13 protein-coding genes are annotated in these 14,808 nt (G+C 72.6%); 5 read left to right on the top strand and 8 right to left on the bottom strand.

Going from position 1 to position 14,808, the window contains the following annotated elements:
• A complete protein-coding gene (gene xdhC / locus ACYVDO_RS06115; RefSeq protein ID WP_460933800.1) occupies positions 1-816 on the top strand; it encodes a xanthine dehydrogenase accessory protein XdhC in 816 nt (271 codons plus the stop codon).
• Positions 813-2,120, top strand: coding sequence for a guanine deaminase (locus ACYVDO_RS06110; RefSeq protein WP_460933798.1), 1,308 nt, complete (start codon positions 813-815; stop codon positions 2,118-2,120). Before xdhC ends, ACYVDO_RS06110 begins: the two co-directional genes overlap by 4 nt.
• Positions 2,121-2,246: 126 nt before the next feature.
• Here the strand turns inward: ACYVDO_RS06110 and aceB are convergent, their stop codons facing one another.
• The gene (aceB, locus tag ACYVDO_RS06105) at positions 2,247-3,863 is read right to left on the bottom strand and encodes a malate synthase A (protein ID WP_460933796.1); all 1,617 of its coding nucleotides are present in this window, start codon (positions 3,861-3,863) and stop codon (positions 2,247-2,249) included.
• A gap of 113 nt (positions 3,864-3,976) precedes the next feature.
• Between aceB and ACYVDO_RS06100 the strand changes: the two genes are divergently transcribed.
• Entirely contained in the window at positions 3,977-4,789 is an 813-nt protein-coding gene (locus tag ACYVDO_RS06100; protein WP_460933794.1) for an IclR family transcriptional regulator, read from the top strand.
• Positions 4,790-4,860: 71 nt separating this feature from the next.
• On the opposite strand, the gene ACYVDO_RS06095 is transcribed toward ACYVDO_RS06100, so the two are convergent.
• Positions 4,861-5,307 (bottom strand): ferritin-like domain-containing protein, encoded by a 447-nt coding sequence (locus tag ACYVDO_RS06095; RefSeq protein WP_460933792.1) that lies wholly within the window; start codon positions 5,305-5,307, stop codon positions 4,861-4,863.
• A 292-nt stretch (positions 5,308-5,599) separates the two neighbouring features.
• Here ACYVDO_RS06095 and ACYVDO_RS06090 point away from each other — a divergent pair, with 292 nt between their 5' ends.
• Positions 5,600-6,487: a DUF559 domain-containing protein gene (locus ACYVDO_RS06090; protein ID WP_460933790.1), complete on the top strand. Its 888-nt coding sequence runs from the start codon at positions 5,600-5,602 to the stop codon at positions 6,485-6,487.
• A gap of 179 nt (positions 6,488-6,666) precedes the next feature.
• Here ACYVDO_RS06090 and ACYVDO_RS06085 read toward each other — a convergent pair whose 3' ends face one another.
• Positions 6,667-7,212 carry a GNAT family N-acetyltransferase gene (locus ACYVDO_RS06085; RefSeq protein ID WP_460933788.1) on the bottom strand — a complete coding sequence of 182 codons (546 nt, stop codon included), beginning with the start codon at positions 7,210-7,212 and terminating at the stop codon, positions 6,667-6,669.
• Positions 7,213-7,287: 75 nt separating this feature from the next.
• Positions 7,288-9,234: an acetate--CoA ligase gene (acs, locus tag ACYVDO_RS06080; protein WP_460933786.1), complete on the bottom strand. Its 1,947-nt coding sequence runs from the start codon at positions 9,232-9,234 to the stop codon at positions 7,288-7,290.
• Between the two features lie 152 nt (positions 9,235-9,386).
• On the opposite strand from acs, the gene ACYVDO_RS06075 reads away from it, so the two are divergent.
• Positions 9,387-10,271, top strand: a complete 885-nt coding sequence (locus ACYVDO_RS06075; RefSeq protein ID WP_460933784.1) for a hypothetical protein — start codon at positions 9,387-9,389, stop codon at positions 10,269-10,271.
• On the opposite strand, the gene ACYVDO_RS06070 is transcribed toward ACYVDO_RS06075, so the two are convergent.
• The 4 genes from ACYVDO_RS06070 to ACYVDO_RS06055 form a co-directional block, all read right to left on the bottom strand.
• A complete protein-coding gene (locus tag ACYVDO_RS06070; RefSeq protein WP_460933782.1) occupies positions 10,213-10,782 on the bottom strand; it encodes an AMIN-like domain-containing (lipo)protein in 570 nt (189 codons plus the stop codon). The genes ACYVDO_RS06075 and ACYVDO_RS06070 overlap by 59 nt on opposite strands.
• 200 nt (positions 10,783-10,982) lie before the next feature.
• Positions 10,983-12,632 carry a solute symporter family protein gene (locus ACYVDO_RS06065; protein WP_460933780.1) on the bottom strand — a complete coding sequence of 550 codons (1,650 nt, stop codon included), beginning with the start codon at positions 12,630-12,632 and terminating at the stop codon, positions 10,983-10,985.
• Positions 12,629-12,967 carry a DUF485 domain-containing protein gene (locus tag ACYVDO_RS06060; protein ID WP_460933778.1) on the bottom strand — a complete coding sequence of 113 codons (339 nt, stop codon included), beginning with the start codon at positions 12,965-12,967 and terminating at the stop codon, positions 12,629-12,631. The genes ACYVDO_RS06065 and ACYVDO_RS06060 overlap by 4 nt, the downstream gene beginning before the upstream one ends.
• 240 nt (positions 12,968-13,207) lie before the next feature.
• The gene (locus ACYVDO_RS06055; RefSeq protein ID WP_460933776.1) at positions 13,208-14,737 is read right to left on the bottom strand and encodes a sodium/solute symporter; all 1,530 of its coding nucleotides are present in this window, start codon (positions 14,735-14,737) and stop codon (positions 13,208-13,210) included.
• Positions 14,738-14,808 lie beyond the last annotated feature (71 nt).

The raw sequence follows: 14,808 nt of genomic DNA, 5'->3' as shown, positions 1-14,808 counted from the left end.
GTGTCGTGGGTCCGGGCCGTCGAGCGGCTCCGGCGTGAGCGACGTCCGGGCGTCCTCGTGACGCTGGCGTCGGTGCGCGGCCACGCCCCGCGCGAGGCCGGCGCGAAGATGGTGGTCGCGGCCGACGCGACCTGGGACAGCATCGGCGGCGGGAACCTCGAGGCCACGGCCGTGGGCCGGGCGCGCGCCATGCTCGCCGAGGGCGCCCGCGCCCCTGAGCAGCTCGAGCTGGCGCTCAACGAGCGGGCGCGCGTCGAGCACGGCCAGCAGTGCTGCGGCGGCGAGGTGGTCGTCCTGCTCGAGCCGCTGGCCGTCGTCCCGGCCGTGGCCGTCTTCGGGATGGGCCACGTCGGCCTGGAGATCGCCCGCATCCTGGCTCGGCACGACGTCGAGCTGCACCTCGTGGACTCCCGCGCCGACCAGCTCGAGCCGGCGCGGCTGCGTGCCCTCGACGACGCCGTGGCCCGGGTCCACGTCCACCATGCGCCGGTGCCGGAGCTCGTCCTGGGCCAGGTGCCACCCGGCACCCACGTCCTCGTCATGACGCACGACCATGCCGAGGACGCCGCCCTGTGCGACGCCGCACTGCGCTGCCGGCACCTCGGCACGGTCGGGCTGATCGGCTCCTCGGCGAAGTGGCGCCGGTTCGCCAAACGCCTTGCCGCAGAGGGTCATTCACCCCAGGACCTCGAGCGCATCCACACGCCGATCGGCCTACCCTCGCTGGCCGGCAAGGAGCCCGCCGTCATCGCCGTCGCCGTGGCGGCCGAGCTGCTCGAGGCGTTCGCCGCTGAGCGGGCGGAGGTGCGGCGGTGATCATCCGCGCGACCGTCCTCGACACGCCGGACGACCCGTTCGCCGGGGGTGAGCTGCGCTCCGAGGAGGACCGCGGGCTGCTCGTCGAGGGGGGCGTCATCACCGCGCGCGGGCCGTTCGCCGAGGTGCGGGCCGCCCACCGCGACGAGGAGGTCCTCGACCTGCGCGAGGGCCTGGTCCTGCCCGGGCTGGTCGACACCCACGTCCACTTCCCGCAGGTCCGGGTCATCGGCGGCCTCGGCATGCCGCTGCTCGACTGGCTCGACCAGTGCGCCCTGCCGGAGGAGATCCGGATGCGCGACGTCGACTACGCCCGCGGCGTGGCGCGCGACTTCGTCACCGGGCTCGTCGACGCGGGCACCACCACCGCGCTCGTCTTCGGGTCGCACTTCGCACCCGCCGTCGACGTCATGTTCGAGGCGGCCGACCTGTGGGGCCTGCGCGTCGCCACCGGGCTGGTCACCTCGGACCGGATCCTGCCCGAGCCCCTGCTGACCACCCCCGATCGGGCCCACGAGGAGGCGCGCGGGCTCGCCGCCCGCTGGCACGGCAAGGGCCGCCTGCGGTATGCCGTGACGCCGCGCTTCTCGCTGTCGGCCAGCGACGCGCTGCTCGAGTCGTGCGCCGCGACGATGGCCGAGCTCGACGGCGCGCTGTTCACCTCGCACGTCAACGAGAACCTCGCCGAGATCGAGGAGGTACGCGCCCTGTTCGACGGCGCGTCCTACGTCGGCACCTACGACCGGCACGGCCTGGTGGGGCGCCGGTCGGTGCTCGCGCACGACGTCCACCCCACCGACGCGGAGCTCGCCACGCTGGCTGCCCGCGACGCGTCCGTCGCGCACTGCCCCACCAGCAACGCGGCGCTGGGGTCGGGGCTGTTCCCGCTGCGGCGGCACGTCGAGGCCGGGGTGCGGGTCGGCCTGGGCTCGGACGTCGGCGCCGGCACGGGGTTCTCGATGCTCAAGGAGGGGCTGCAGGCCTACTTCATGCAGCGCCTGCTGGCCGACGAGGGCCTCCCGCTCACCTCGGCCCACCTGCTCTGGCTGTGCACGGCGGCGGGTGCCCAGGCGCTCGGGCTGGGTGACGAGGTCGGCGACCTGTCGGTGGGCAAGCAGTTCGACGCGGTGTGGCTGCTGCCCGAGGCCGGTGACCCGCTCGCCGTCGGCCTGGGCAACGCCCAGTCACCGCTCGACGCGCTCTCCAAGGTCTTCGCGCTCGGCACGACCTCCGACGTCGGCGGCGTGTGGGTCGGCGGCGACCAGATCGCCGCCAGTCGCTGGCGGATGCCACCCCGCCGCTGAGCCCGGGGACCGGCCGCCGCGGCAGCCGGCCGACCGGCATACGCAATCTTGGGCCAACATTCGCGCAGCGGGTGAAGGTTCACCCGCCCACGGAATGTTGGCCCAAGATTCGTGGACGGTGGTCGGTCAGGCGCGCTCGGCGCGCAGGACCTCGTCGTAGGCCGGCAGCGTCAGGAAGTCGGGGAAGTCGGGGTCGATCGCGCACTCCACGAACAGCTTCCGGGCCGTCTCGAGCGAGGCGCGCACGGCCTCGTCGTCGCCCGCGGACTCGAGCAGGCCGGCATACTCCTCCTCGACCACGCGGTCGACGAGGTCGCGGGTGACCTTCTCACCGGACTCGAGCTCGGCCTCGGAGTTGAGCCACTGCCAGATCTGCGAGCGCGAGATCTCGGCCGTGGCGGCGTCCTCCATGAGGTTGTTGATGCCGACCGCGCCGTTGCCGCGCAGCCACGCCTGGAGGTAGGCGATGCCGACGGTGACGTTGCCGCGCAGGCCCTCGAGGGTGCGTTCGCCCGGGGTCTTCGAGGCGGCGAGCAGGTCGTCGGCGGCGACCGAGACGTCGTCGCGCTGCTTGGCGAGCTGGTTGGGGTTGTCACCCAGGGTCTCGGTGAAGACCTCCTTGCACAGCTCGACCATGCCGGGGTGGGCGACCCACGAGCCGTCGAAGCCGGCGGCGGCCTCGCGCTCCTTGTCGGCCCGGACCTTGGCGAACGCCTGCTCGTTGACCTCGGGGTCCTTGCTGGGGATGAAGGCCGCCATGCCGCCGATCGCGAAGGCGCCGCGCTTGTGGCAGGTCTGCACGAGCAGGTCGCTGTAGGCCTTCATCATCGGCGCGTTCATGGTCACGGCGTTGCGGTCCGGGAGGGTGAACTCGGGCCCGGAGTCGCGGAAGTACTTGATGATCGAGAACAGGTAGTCCCAGCGCCCGGCGTTGAGCCCGGCCGCGTGGTCGCGCAGCTCGTAGAGGATCTCGTCCATCTCGAACGCGGCGGGGATGGTCTCGATGAGGACGGTCGCGCGGACGGTGCCCTGCGGAACGCCGAGGTGGTCCTGCGCGAAGGTGAAGACGTCGTTCCAGAGGCGCGCCTCGAGGTGGGACTCCATCTTCGGCAGGTAGAAGTACGGGCCGCTGTGCCGGGCGAGCAGCTCGGTCGCGTTGTGGAAGAAGTAGAGGCCGAAGTCGACGAGCGCGCCGACGAGGGGCTTGCCGTCGATCGTGAGGTGCTTCTCGTCGAGGTGCCAGCCACGGGGGCGGGGGACGATGACCGGGAGCGACTCGGGGGTGTTGAGCGCGTAGTGCTTGCCCTCGGGGGTGGTCAGCTCGATGGTGCGGCGGACGGCGTCCTTGAGGTTGACCTGGCCGCCGATGACGTTCTGCCAGTGCGGGGTGTTGGCGTCCTCGAGGTCGGCGAGCCACACCTTGGCGCCGGAGTTGAGCGCGTTGATCGCCATCTTGCGCTCGGTCGGCCCGGTGATCTCCACCCGCCGGTCGCGGAAGTCCTCGGGTGCCTCGGCGACCCGCCAGTCGCCCTCGCGGACGTCCTTGGTCTCCTGCAGGAAGTCCAGCCGGCCGGTCCGCGACACCTCGGCGCGGCGCTCCTTGCGGGCCGCGAGCAGCTCATCGCGTCGCGGCCCGAACCGGGTCTGCAGCTCGGCGAGGAAGGCGAGCGCCTCGGGCGTGAGGATCTCGTCGCTGCGCTCGACGGTGCTGGGGGCGTCCACGGTCACGGTGCTGTCCGACATGCCTGTCCTTGGGTCTGGGTTGGGGAGGTGCCGCCGTCGAGCACGGCGGCGGGCTACGATTGTTCCATGATACGGAATCTTCCTTTCACTGGCATCCGCCGCGGGTCAGATATATGAGCGCGACGATGTCCGGTGCCCCGGCGACGGGAGCCGCCGGCACCGCCGGTGCGAAGGGGACGGGCGGGGTGCAGTCGCTCGAGCGGGCGTTCGCCATCCTCGAGACGATGGCCGACGCCGGCGGCGTCATCAGCCTTTCGCAGCTCGCGACCGACGCCCAGCTGCCCCTGCCGACGATCCACCGGCTGGTGCGCACGCTGGTCGACCTCGGGTACGTCCGGCAGGAGGCCTCCCGCCAGTACTCGCTCGGCCCGCGCCTGATCCGGCTGGGCGACACGACGTCGCGGATGGTGGGCCGCTGGGCGCGCCCGCACATGGAGCGCCTCGCCCACGAGCTCGGGGAGTCGGTCAACCTCGCGATGCTCGACGGTGACCAGATCGTCTACGTCGGCCAGGTGATGGCCTCGCGGAACTCGATGCGGATGTTCACCGAGGTCGGCCGGCGCGTGCTGCCCCACTCCACCGGCGTGGGCAAGGCGATCATGGCGTCGATGGACCGCGACGAGGTGCTCGCGCTGCTCGACCGCACCGGTATGCCGGCCATGACCAGCCACACGATCACGACGCCCGAGGCGTTCGTGGCCGAGCTCGACCGCTCGCTCGAGCGCGGGTACGCCCTCGACGAGGGCGAGCAGGAGGTGGGCGTGCGCTGCGTGGCCGTGGAGGTGCCCGGTGCCCCCCAGCCGCTGGCCGTGTCGGTCTCCGGGCCGCTGCCGCGGATGACCGACGAGTTCGTGGCCGCGGCGATCGAGCCGCTGCACCAGGCGGCCGCGGCGATCGCGGCGCAGATGCGGGGCAGCGCCGGGTGACGTGCCGACGCCCGGCCCGCAGGGGTGCGGGCCGGGCGTCCGGACAGTGTCGCGTCCAGGTGGGGAGCCGGTCAGGACGCGATCTGCAGCGCCTTGACCTCGTCGCGCGCGGCCACGATGGCTGCGTGCTGCTGCTGGACGAGGGCACGGAAACCCTCGCTGAGGTCGTCCTCCTGAAGCGCCTTCTCGTACTCGGACACCGCGTGGTCCTCGCCGGTGACCGCGGCGCCGAGGACGCCGGAGCTGTCGTCACCCGTGAGCGCGTCCTTGAGTGAGAGCCAGCCGCGGTGCAGGGCTGCGGTGGCCGTGCCGCCCTTGTCGACGTCGTCGCCGTACTCGTGGCCCATCGCCACGATGTCCCGGGCGAACTGCTCGCGCTGCCCCGAGAGGCGCTCGAGGGTCGCGGCAGCCGCGGGCTGGTCGCTGTCGCGCAGCTTCTCCGCCGCGGAGGCGAAGCCCTTGCGCCCGTCCTTCAGCGTCTCCACGAGCTCCTTGGCGACCTTCTCGTCAGCTGACATGTGGTTCTCCTTCGGTGTCGGTCGGCCCTGCGTGTCGGGCCGACCTGGCGTCTCTGTGGTCCTTCGACCCTGACACAGGACGCCCGTTCTCGCTGGTCAGGAGCACGGTGAGGGCTCCGGCGCACGGCCGTCACCCCGGGCTGGCGGGCGCCATGTGGCATACGGACGACCAGTTCGACGGGCCCTTCGGCCTGTCGCCCGCGACACGCCCCGACGACCCGCGAACTGGTCGTCGTGCGTCGGCCTGTGGAAAGCCGTCCGGGCGCCCATGGCGACCGGGCAGGCTCGATCCGTGGACGTCACGGCATACCTCGAGCAGTGCGGGGGATTCGCCTCGCGGCGCGACGTCGTCCGGGCGTGTGGCCGCGCCCCGTTCGAGCGGGCGGTGCGGGATGCCGTCGTCGTCCGCGTCGCGCGCGGTCGGTATGCCGTCCCCACCGCGGAGGGGGCGCGGCGGGCCGCGCACCAGCTCGCCGCGGTCGCGGTCGGGCTCAGCGCCGCGGCGCACCACGGGCTGCTGCTCAAGTGGCAGCCCAGGCGGCCGCAGCTCGTCGTGCCCCGGGGCCGCAAGGTGTCGCCGGACCACCAGCGGGACAACGACGTCTCGTGGCGCACCCTGCCGGCGTCCTGGGTGAGCGACTCGTGGGTCCTCACCCCGGCGGCGACCGTGGTGGACTGCGCAGCCCGGTTGCCGTTCGACGAGGCGCTGGCCGTGGCCGACTCGGCGCTCGGCACGGGGGCCACGTCATGGGAGTCGATCGAGCGGGCGGTGGCAGCAGGGCCGCGTTCCGGGTCGGCCAGGGCGCGCCGGGTCCTCGTCGCGACCGATGCCGGCGCGCAGGGCCCGTTCGAGTCGGTGCTGCGCGCCATTGCCCTCGACGTCCCGGGGCTCGCGGTCGTGACGCAGCACCGCATCGACGGCCTGGACGGAGCCTTCCTCGGACGCGTGGACCTCGCCGACGTCCGCCTGCGGATCGTGCTCGAGGCCGACAGCTTCGAGTTCCACGGCCTGCCCGAGCTCATGGACAAGGACTGCCGCCGGTACGACGAGCTGGCGGTGTCGGGCTGGCTGGTGCTGCGGTTCTCGTGGTCCCAGGTCATGACGCGGCCGGAGTGGGTGCGGTCCGTGCTCGTCCGCGCCGTGGCGCTGCGCGAGTGGCAGCTGCGGCTGGGCGCCTAGCGACGACCAGGTCGAGGAGGGCTCCGGCGTGTCCGGTCGGACGCGCCGGCTGTCGCCGCGAACTGGTCGTCGGCCGGTCGGCCGGTCGGCCGTCGGCTGGGTGTCTGGTCTGCGGTTGGCAGCGGGCGTCGGCTCGAGGGGACCGGCGACCGGGGCACCAGGAGCGGCTGAGTTCTTGGTCAGGGGAGGCGGCGGCCCAGGAAGAGGGCCCCGGGGACGGTGTCGTCCAGCACCTCGAAACCGAGACGCGCGTAGAACCGCACCGCACGCTCGTTCGCGGTGCCGACCCCCAGGTGGACGCCGGGCGAGCCGGCCGCCGCGAGCTGCCCGAAGAGCCGGTCGAGCAGCACCCGCCCCCACCCGCCACCCTGCCAGCGCGGCAGCAGGTCGACGTGCAGGTGCGACGGGTGCTCCGCCACGACGTGGTCGGGGGCCACCGGCGGCTCGTGCAGCAGCCGGACGAGCCGGGCGTCGGCACTGCCCGGCGGCGCCGAACCCAGCGGGTGGGCGGCACGCAGCGCCGGCCACCACTCGCGCTCGCACCGCGCCTCGAAGGCCCGCGTGTCGAGGGCACCGACGACGTAGCCGTCGGCCCCCGACCCGTCGTCGAGCACCGACGCCAGCTCGGGCTCGAACGCCAGGTACGCGCCCAGGTAGACCTCGGGCAGGAGCTGCGGCACGGCATACGCGCTCGTCGCGTCGCCCCCGTTGGCACCGGTGCGCACGCACACGTCGTAGAGCGCGGCCCGGTCGCGCGGGAGGTACCCGCGGACCGGGCCGCCGGAGTTGGCGGGGATGCCTCAGTCCTCCGAGGAGGCGCCCGAGCTCATGCCCTCCTTGATGAGGCCCATCACCGAGGAGTCGGCCAGGGTCGTGACGTCACCGACCTCGCGGTTCTCGGCGACGTCGCGCAGCAGCCGGCGCATGATCTTGCCGGACCGGGTCTTGGGCAGCTCGGGCACGACCATGATCTGCCGCGGCTTGGCGATCGGGCCGATCTCCTTGGCCACGTGGTTGCGCAGCTCCTGCACGGTCTCGTCGCCGTGGTCCTCCGCACCGCCGCGCAGGATCACGAACGCGCACACGGCCTGGCCGGTCGTCTCGTCGGTCGCGCCCACGACCGCGGCCTCTGCCACCGACGGGTGGGACACGAGGGCCGACTCGATCTCCGCGGTCGACAGCCGGTGGCCGGAGACGTTCATGACGTCGTCGACGCGGCCGAGCAGCCAGATGTTGCCGTTCTCGTCGTACTTCGCGCCGTCGCCGGCGAAGTAGTACTTCTCCCCGAACCGGCTCCAGTACGTCTCCCTGTACCGCTCCGGGTCCCCCCAGATGCCGCGCAGCATGGCCGGCCACGGCTTGGTGAGGACGAGGTACCCGACCTTCTCCGGCTCCGTGAACGGCTTGCCGTCGTCGTCGAGGATCTCCGCGCTGATGCCGGGGATCGGCTTCTGCGCCGACCCCGGCTCGAGGTCGGTGACGCCGGGCAGCGGGCTGATCATGATCGCGCCGGTCTCGGTCTGCCACCACGTGTCCACGACGGGGCAGCGGTCGCCGCCGATGTGCTTGCGGTACCAGAGCCACGCCTCGGGGTTGATCGGCTCGCCCACCGACCCGAGGACGCGCAGCGAGGACAGGTCGTACTTCGCGGGGATGTCGTCGCCCCACTTCATGAAGGTGCGGATCGCGGTGGGTGCGGTGTAGAGGATGGTCACCTTGTACTTCTCGACGATCTCCCACCAGCGGCCCTGGTGCGGGGTGTCGGGAGTGCCCTCGTAGATGACCTGGGTCGCGCCGTTGGCCAGCGGCCCGTAGACGATGTACGAGTGGCCGGTCACCCAGCCCACATCGGCGGTGCACCAGTAGACGTCGGTCTCCGGGTGCACGTCGTGGACGACGGCGTTGGTGTATGCCGCCTGCGTGAGGTAGCCGGCCGTCGTGTGGAAGATGCCCTTGGGCTTCCCGGTGGTGCCGCTGGTGTAGAGGATGAACAGCGGGTGCTCGCTGTCGTGTGGCTGCGCCTCGTGCTGGTCGCTCGCCGACTCGACGACGTCGTGCCACCACACGTCGCGCGTGTCGTCCCACTCGACGTCCTGCTCGGTGCGCCGTACCACGAGCACCTTCTCGACCGGCGATCCGTCGGCTCGGACCGCCTCGTCCACGGCGGCCTTGAGCGGAGCCGGCTTGCCGCGGCGGAACTGCCCGTCGCTCGTGACGACCACCTTGGCCTCGGCGTCGGCGATGCGGGTCTTGAGCGCGTCGGCGGAGAACCCGCCGAACACCACCGAGTGCGGGGCGCCGATCCGGGCGCACGCCAGCATCGTCACCACGGTCTCGGGGATCATCGGCATGTAGATCGCGACCCGGTCGCCCTTGCGGACTCCCAGGCCCTGCAACGCATTGGCGGCCTTCGCCACGTCGCGCTGCAGGTCGGCATACGTGATCGTGCGGGTGTCGCCGCCCTCGCCCTCGAAGTGGATGGCGACGCGGTCGCCGTTGCCGGCCTCGACGTGCCGGTCGACGCAGTTGTAGGCCGCGTTGAGCTCACCGCCGACGTACCACTTGGCGAAGGGGGCGCCGCTCCAGTCGAGCGTCTGACCGAAGTCCGTGGACCAGCTGACCCGCTCGCGCGCCTGCCTCGCCCAGAAACCCTCGAAGTCGTCGGCCGCCTCGTCGTACAGCCCCGCCCGGCCGTTGGCCTGCTCGGCGAACTCGGCGCTCGGCTCGAATGACGTGGACTGGGACACGGTGGACCTCCTGGCAGCAGCGGGCGGCGGCTCGACGGGCGAGCACGCGGGTTACCTCCCCAGCCAACCCGCTCCGCCGCCCCGGGACAAGGGCAGCGGCGGCGTGGCTCGACCGGCGGACGGTTGCGGCGCCGGGCGGCTAGCCTCGCGTCGTGACCGAGAAGACCGCACCGCTCGCCGCGGGCTCGCAGGGCCGGTCGGCCGTCGAGACGCAGGACGTCCGGGGTGGTGGGGGCCGGCTCGCCGGCGGGTGGCGCCGGGCCTGGCCGTGGGTGGCCGTCGCCCTGGGCGCGCTGCTGTGGTGGCCTGTCGGCTTCTGGGGCCTGGAGTCGTGGCCCCGGCTGCCGTTGCGCCCCCTCGACGGCGACCTGCTGCTCCTCGGGGCGACGGCGGCGGCGGCGTCGGTGTCGCTGGTGGTGCGCTCGCCGTGGCCGCGGTTCGTCATCGTCGTCGGCTGGAGCGCGCTCGGCTGGATCGTCAGCGCGCCGTCGCATGACACCTATCCCGACGAGCGCCAGTCGCTGGCGCTGATCCTGGCCGGCAGCGCGTTCGTCGGGATCGTGCTGGGGGCCCGTGGGTCCAAGGGGCCGCTCGGCGCAGCCGGTGTCCTGGCGTTCGTGGCCGGGTTCTCGCCCGCGACCTGGCCGCACGGTGCCCCGCTTGCCGTGGCCCTCGCGCTGCCGTTCGCGGTGGCGAGCTGGCACCGGGTGGCGCCGACCGTCCTGAGCGTGCTGCGCGTGCTGGTCACGTGGCTGGTGGCAGGCCTGCTCGCGGCCGCGTGCCGCTACGGCTGGGATGTCCTGCACCCGCGGATGGACGTCGGGTCGCGCCGGGGCGAGGCCCGGCTGGTGGCGCAGGCCTGCTGGGACTTCGTGCGGACCCAGTGGTGGACCTCGAGCGAGGCGCTGCTCCGCTCGCAGGCAGGGTGGTTCTGGGTGGCCGCGGCGCTGGCCGTCGCCATCGCCGCGGCCCGCGTCGTCACCAGCGGTGGGCGACGTCGATCACCAGGCGCGCCGACGTCGCGTCCTGGATCGTGAACACCCGGAACGGCAGCCGCGCCCGGACCCCGAGTCCCAGGGAAGTCTGCCCCTCGAAGGTGCCGGCCCATGCCACCTGACGGAAGGTCCGGTATCCAGCCACGTTGACCACCTGGGCGGGGTTGCGCGGCACGTAGCTCGGCCGGCCCGTGGAGGTGTAGGCCGGCGCCCGCACGACGATCACCAGCTTGGCGCCCCCACGCAGGGGGACGACGGTGCCGCGGCCTTCGGTGTAGACGTTGCTCACGTACTTCACCGTGTAACCCGGCGCCTTTCCCTTGAGGTCGACCACAAGCCTGTCGTAGCAGGCGTGCTGGCCCGATCGCACGTTCGTGACGGGGCCGCGGACCATGGTCGAGAGGTTCTTGGGGAGTGAGCCCCAGCGGATGCCGCAATAGGGCGCGGCTTCGGCAGGGGCGGTGGCCGCGGCGACGGGGAACACCCCGGCGGTGACGGCGACGATCAGCGACCGGACTGCCAGTCGAGATCGGGTGGTGCGGCGTGTGGTCATGGCGGTCTCCTTCCCAACCCTGCGGACACCCCATGGACGTCCGACGTCCCACGATCGGTTGACCGCTCGTCGGCGCGACAGGGTCCATCGTCCCGAGTCCGTGGCGGTCCGTGGCGCCGGGCAGGGCCCGTGTGCTGGAGACAGCACGGTGCCGTGCCCCCTTCGCGGGGACACGGCACCGTGGTCGGGGGACGGGGCGGCTAGTGGCTGGTGGCCTTCTCCGCGCCGTGGCCGGTGAGCGAACGGACCTCCATCTCGGCGTACTTCGCCTCGTTGTGCTCCTTGCTCGTGACCGTGCCGATCCAGCCGAGCAGGAAGCCGACCGGGATCGAGACGATGCCGGGGTTGTCGAGGGCGAACCAGTGGAAGTCGGTGCCCTGGAGCATCGACAGCGACTTGCCCGTCACCGGGTCGACCGGCTTTCCCGACACCACGGGGCTGAAGACGATGAGCGTCAGCGCCGTGACGAGACCGCCGTAGATCGACCACAGGGCGCCCCGCGTGTTGAAGCGCCGCCAGAACAGCGAGTAGAGGATCGTCGGCAGGTTCGCGCTCGCCGCGATGGCGAAGGCGAGGGCGACGAGGAACGCGATGTTCTGGCCGTTGGCGAGGATGCCGCCGAGGATCGCGAGGATGCCGATGACGACCGCGGTGATGCGGGCGACCCGGACCTCGTCCGCCTGGGTGGCGGTGCCCTCCTTGATGACCGAGTTGTAGATGTCGTGGCTGAGGCTGGCACTGGCCGTGATCGTCAGGCCCGCCACCACCGCGAGGATGGTCGCGAACGCCACCGCGGAGATGACTCCCAACAACAGCTCGCCACCGAGCTCGTAGGCGAGCAGCGGCGCAGCCGAGTTCGCCTTGCCGGGCGCCGCCGCGATCGCCTTCGGGCCCACGAGCACGGCCGCGCCGTAGCCCAGGACGAGGGTGAACAGGTAGAAGATCCCGATCAGCCAGATCGCCCAGACCACCGAGCGCCGCGCCTCCCGGGACGACGGCACGGTGTAGAACCGCATGAGCACGTGCGGCAGGCCGGCCGTCCCGAGCACCAGCGCGAGCGACAGGCTGATGAAGTCGATCTTCGTCGTGCCCGACTTGCCGTACTGCAGGCCGGGGTCGAGGACCTTCTTGCCACCGGAGGCGTCGACGGCGTCGCCGAGCAGCGTGCTGAGGTTGACGCCGAACTTGCCCAGGACCCACAGGAACATCACGCCGGCGCCGATGATGAGCAGCACCGCCTTGATGATCTGCACCCACGTCGTGCCCTTCATGCCGCCGATGAGGACGTAGGCGATCATCAGCACGCCGACGACCGCGATGACGAGCGACTGGCCCGCCTTGTCGTCGATGCCGAGCAGCAGCGCGACGAGGCCACCGGCACCGGCCATCTGGGCGAGCAGGTAGAAGAAGCAGACCGCCAGGGTCGAGATGGCCGCGGCCATCCGCACCGGCCGCTGGCGCAGCCGGAACGACAGGACGTCGGCCATCGTGTACTTGCCGGCGTTGCGGAGCAGCTCCGCGACGAGCAGCAGCGCCACGAGCCAGGCCACGAGGAAGCCGATCGAGTAGAGGAAGCCGTCGTAGCCGTTGAGGGCGATCGCACCGGCGATGCCCAGGAAGCTCGCCGCCGACAGGTAGTCGCCGGCGATCGCGATCCCGTTCTGCTGCCCGGTGAACGCACGGCCGCCGGCGTAGAAGTCGGCCGCCGACCGGTTGGTGCGCGACGCGCGGATCACGATGCCCAGGGTGATGACGACGAAGATCGCGAAGATCGTGATGTTGAGCGTGGGGCTGCCGACGTCGGTCGCGGCCACCAGCGCGGGCGCGGCGCCCGGGACGAGGCCGGTCACAGGTCCAGCCCCTGCTCCTCGAGGCGGGCGTGCAGCTCTGCGGCGCGCGGGTCGAACTCGCGGTCGGCCCACCGTGCGTAGAGCATCGTGATGACGAAGGTCGACACGAACTGGCCGAGCCCGAAGAGCAGGCCGACGTTGACGTTGCCGAAGACCTTGGTCGACATGAAGCCGTGCGCGTACGTCGACAGCAGGACGTACAGGAAGTACCACGCCAGGAACAGCGCGGTCATGGGGAAGACGAACCTGCGGAACCGGGTCCGCAGCTCAGCGAACTCCTCGGACCGTTGCAGGTCGAGGTAGCGGTCGCTGTCCGTGCGAGCGTCGTTGCTCACGGAAGGCACCTCCAGTGGTCGCGCGGGCCACTCCCGCGTTGCGGGCCACTGTGGCGCCGGTCACCCCCTCGTGGGAGGGGTCGCCACGGGCCGCGCGGCGTGCGGGGACCACCGGCGCCCGGTGGCGGGGGCAGCCGCGCCGAGCGGTCGGTCGGGCGCGACGAACGGCGGGCGGGGCACGGCGGCCCGGCAACCCTGTTGGTGGGCCCGGCGAGCGCCGCTCGGGGGCCGAGCCCCTGCTCACCCCCGGTCGAGCGCGAGGTCCTCCGGGGAGTGCAGCCGGACCATGGTGCGGGCGGTGTTCCGGGGGATGCGCCGGGGTGTCGCCAGCGACACCAGGACGCTCGTGGCGAACGCGAGCGGGATGGTCCAGGCCGCCGGCTGGCCCAGCAGCGCCCCCGGCCAGCCGTCGATCGGGCCCGCCAGCACGGTGACTCCGACAGCGGATGCCGCGAGCACCCCGCCGACCACCAGCCCGGCCCCCGCCCCGATGGTCGACAGCCCGCGCCACCACGACCCGAGCACCAGCAGCGGGCAGAAGGTGGAGGCCGCCACGGCGAAGGCCAGGCTCACCATCGTCGCCAGGCCCACGGGCTCGACGACGCGCGACGCGGCATACGGCACCACCACGGCGAGCACCGCGGCCAGCCGGAACCCCTGCACGGTCGTTGCGTCGTGCGACGTCACGCGCGCCAGCCGGGACCGCAGGACGTCCTGGTCGAGCACCCCGGCGACCGAGATGGTCAGGCCGCTCGCGGTCGAGAGGAACGCGGCGAACGCGCCCCCGGCGAGGACCGCCGACAGCAGCTCGCCCCCGCTGCCGCCCAGCACCTGCCCCGGCAGGCTGAGCATGACCGTGTCGGGGGCGGTGCCCTGCGGGAGCTCGGGCAGGTAGACCCGGCCGAACAGGCCGTACAGCGGCGGGAAGAGGTAGAAGACGCCCAGCAGCGCGACGACCGTCAGGGTGGTGCGGCGGGCGGCGCGCCCGTCGGGGTTGGTGTAGAAGCGGACGAGGACGTGCGGCAGCCCCATGGTGCCGAGGGCGAGCGCCAGCAGCAGGCTGTACGTCGCGTAGACCGGGTGCCCCTGCCCGGCGAGCCCGTGCAGCGGCTGGGCCCAGCCGCGGTCTGACCGCAGGACGTCCGGGCCGGGGGCGCCGTCGCCAAGCCACACCGCCAGCAGCACGAACGCCGGCACGGCGATGGCGGTCAGCTTGATCCAGTACTGCACCGCCTGCACCAGCGTGATCGAGCGCATGCCACCCGCGGCGACGTTGGCCACCACGACCACCGCCACCACCAGCCCGCCGAGCCACGACGGCGCCCCGGTCACCGCCCGCAGCGCCAGCCCCGCGCCCTGCAGCTGCGGCAGCAGGTACAGCCAGCCGATGCCCACGACCAGCAGCGAGCACAGGCGGCGGATGGCGGTGGACTCCAGCCGGGCCTCGGCGAAGTCGGCCAGGGTGTACGCGCCGGAGCGGCGCAGGGGCGCGGCGACGAGGACGAGCAGCACGACGTAGCCGACGGTGTATCCGACGGGGAACCAGAGCATGTCGAGGCCGCCGGTGTAGACGAGCCCGGCGATGCCGAGAAAGCTTGCGGCAGAGAGGTACTCGCCACCGATGGCGCTGGCGTTGCGGTACGGCGTGACCGTCCGGCCGGCGACGTAGAAGTCGCTGGTGGTGCGCGAGAGGCGCAGCCCGAAGGCGCCGACCGCGAGCGTCACGGTGCAGACCAGCACGATCGCGACGACGCCGTATGCCGTGTTCACGCCGCGCCCCGGTGCGTCAAAGCCGCCGTCGGCCAACCGTCCGTGCCGTTCGCATGCGGGCCCGTGCGCGG

The organism is Phycicoccus ginsengisoli (assembly GCF_054779295.1).
This window is presented reverse-complemented; position numbering and strand designations above follow the sequence as displayed.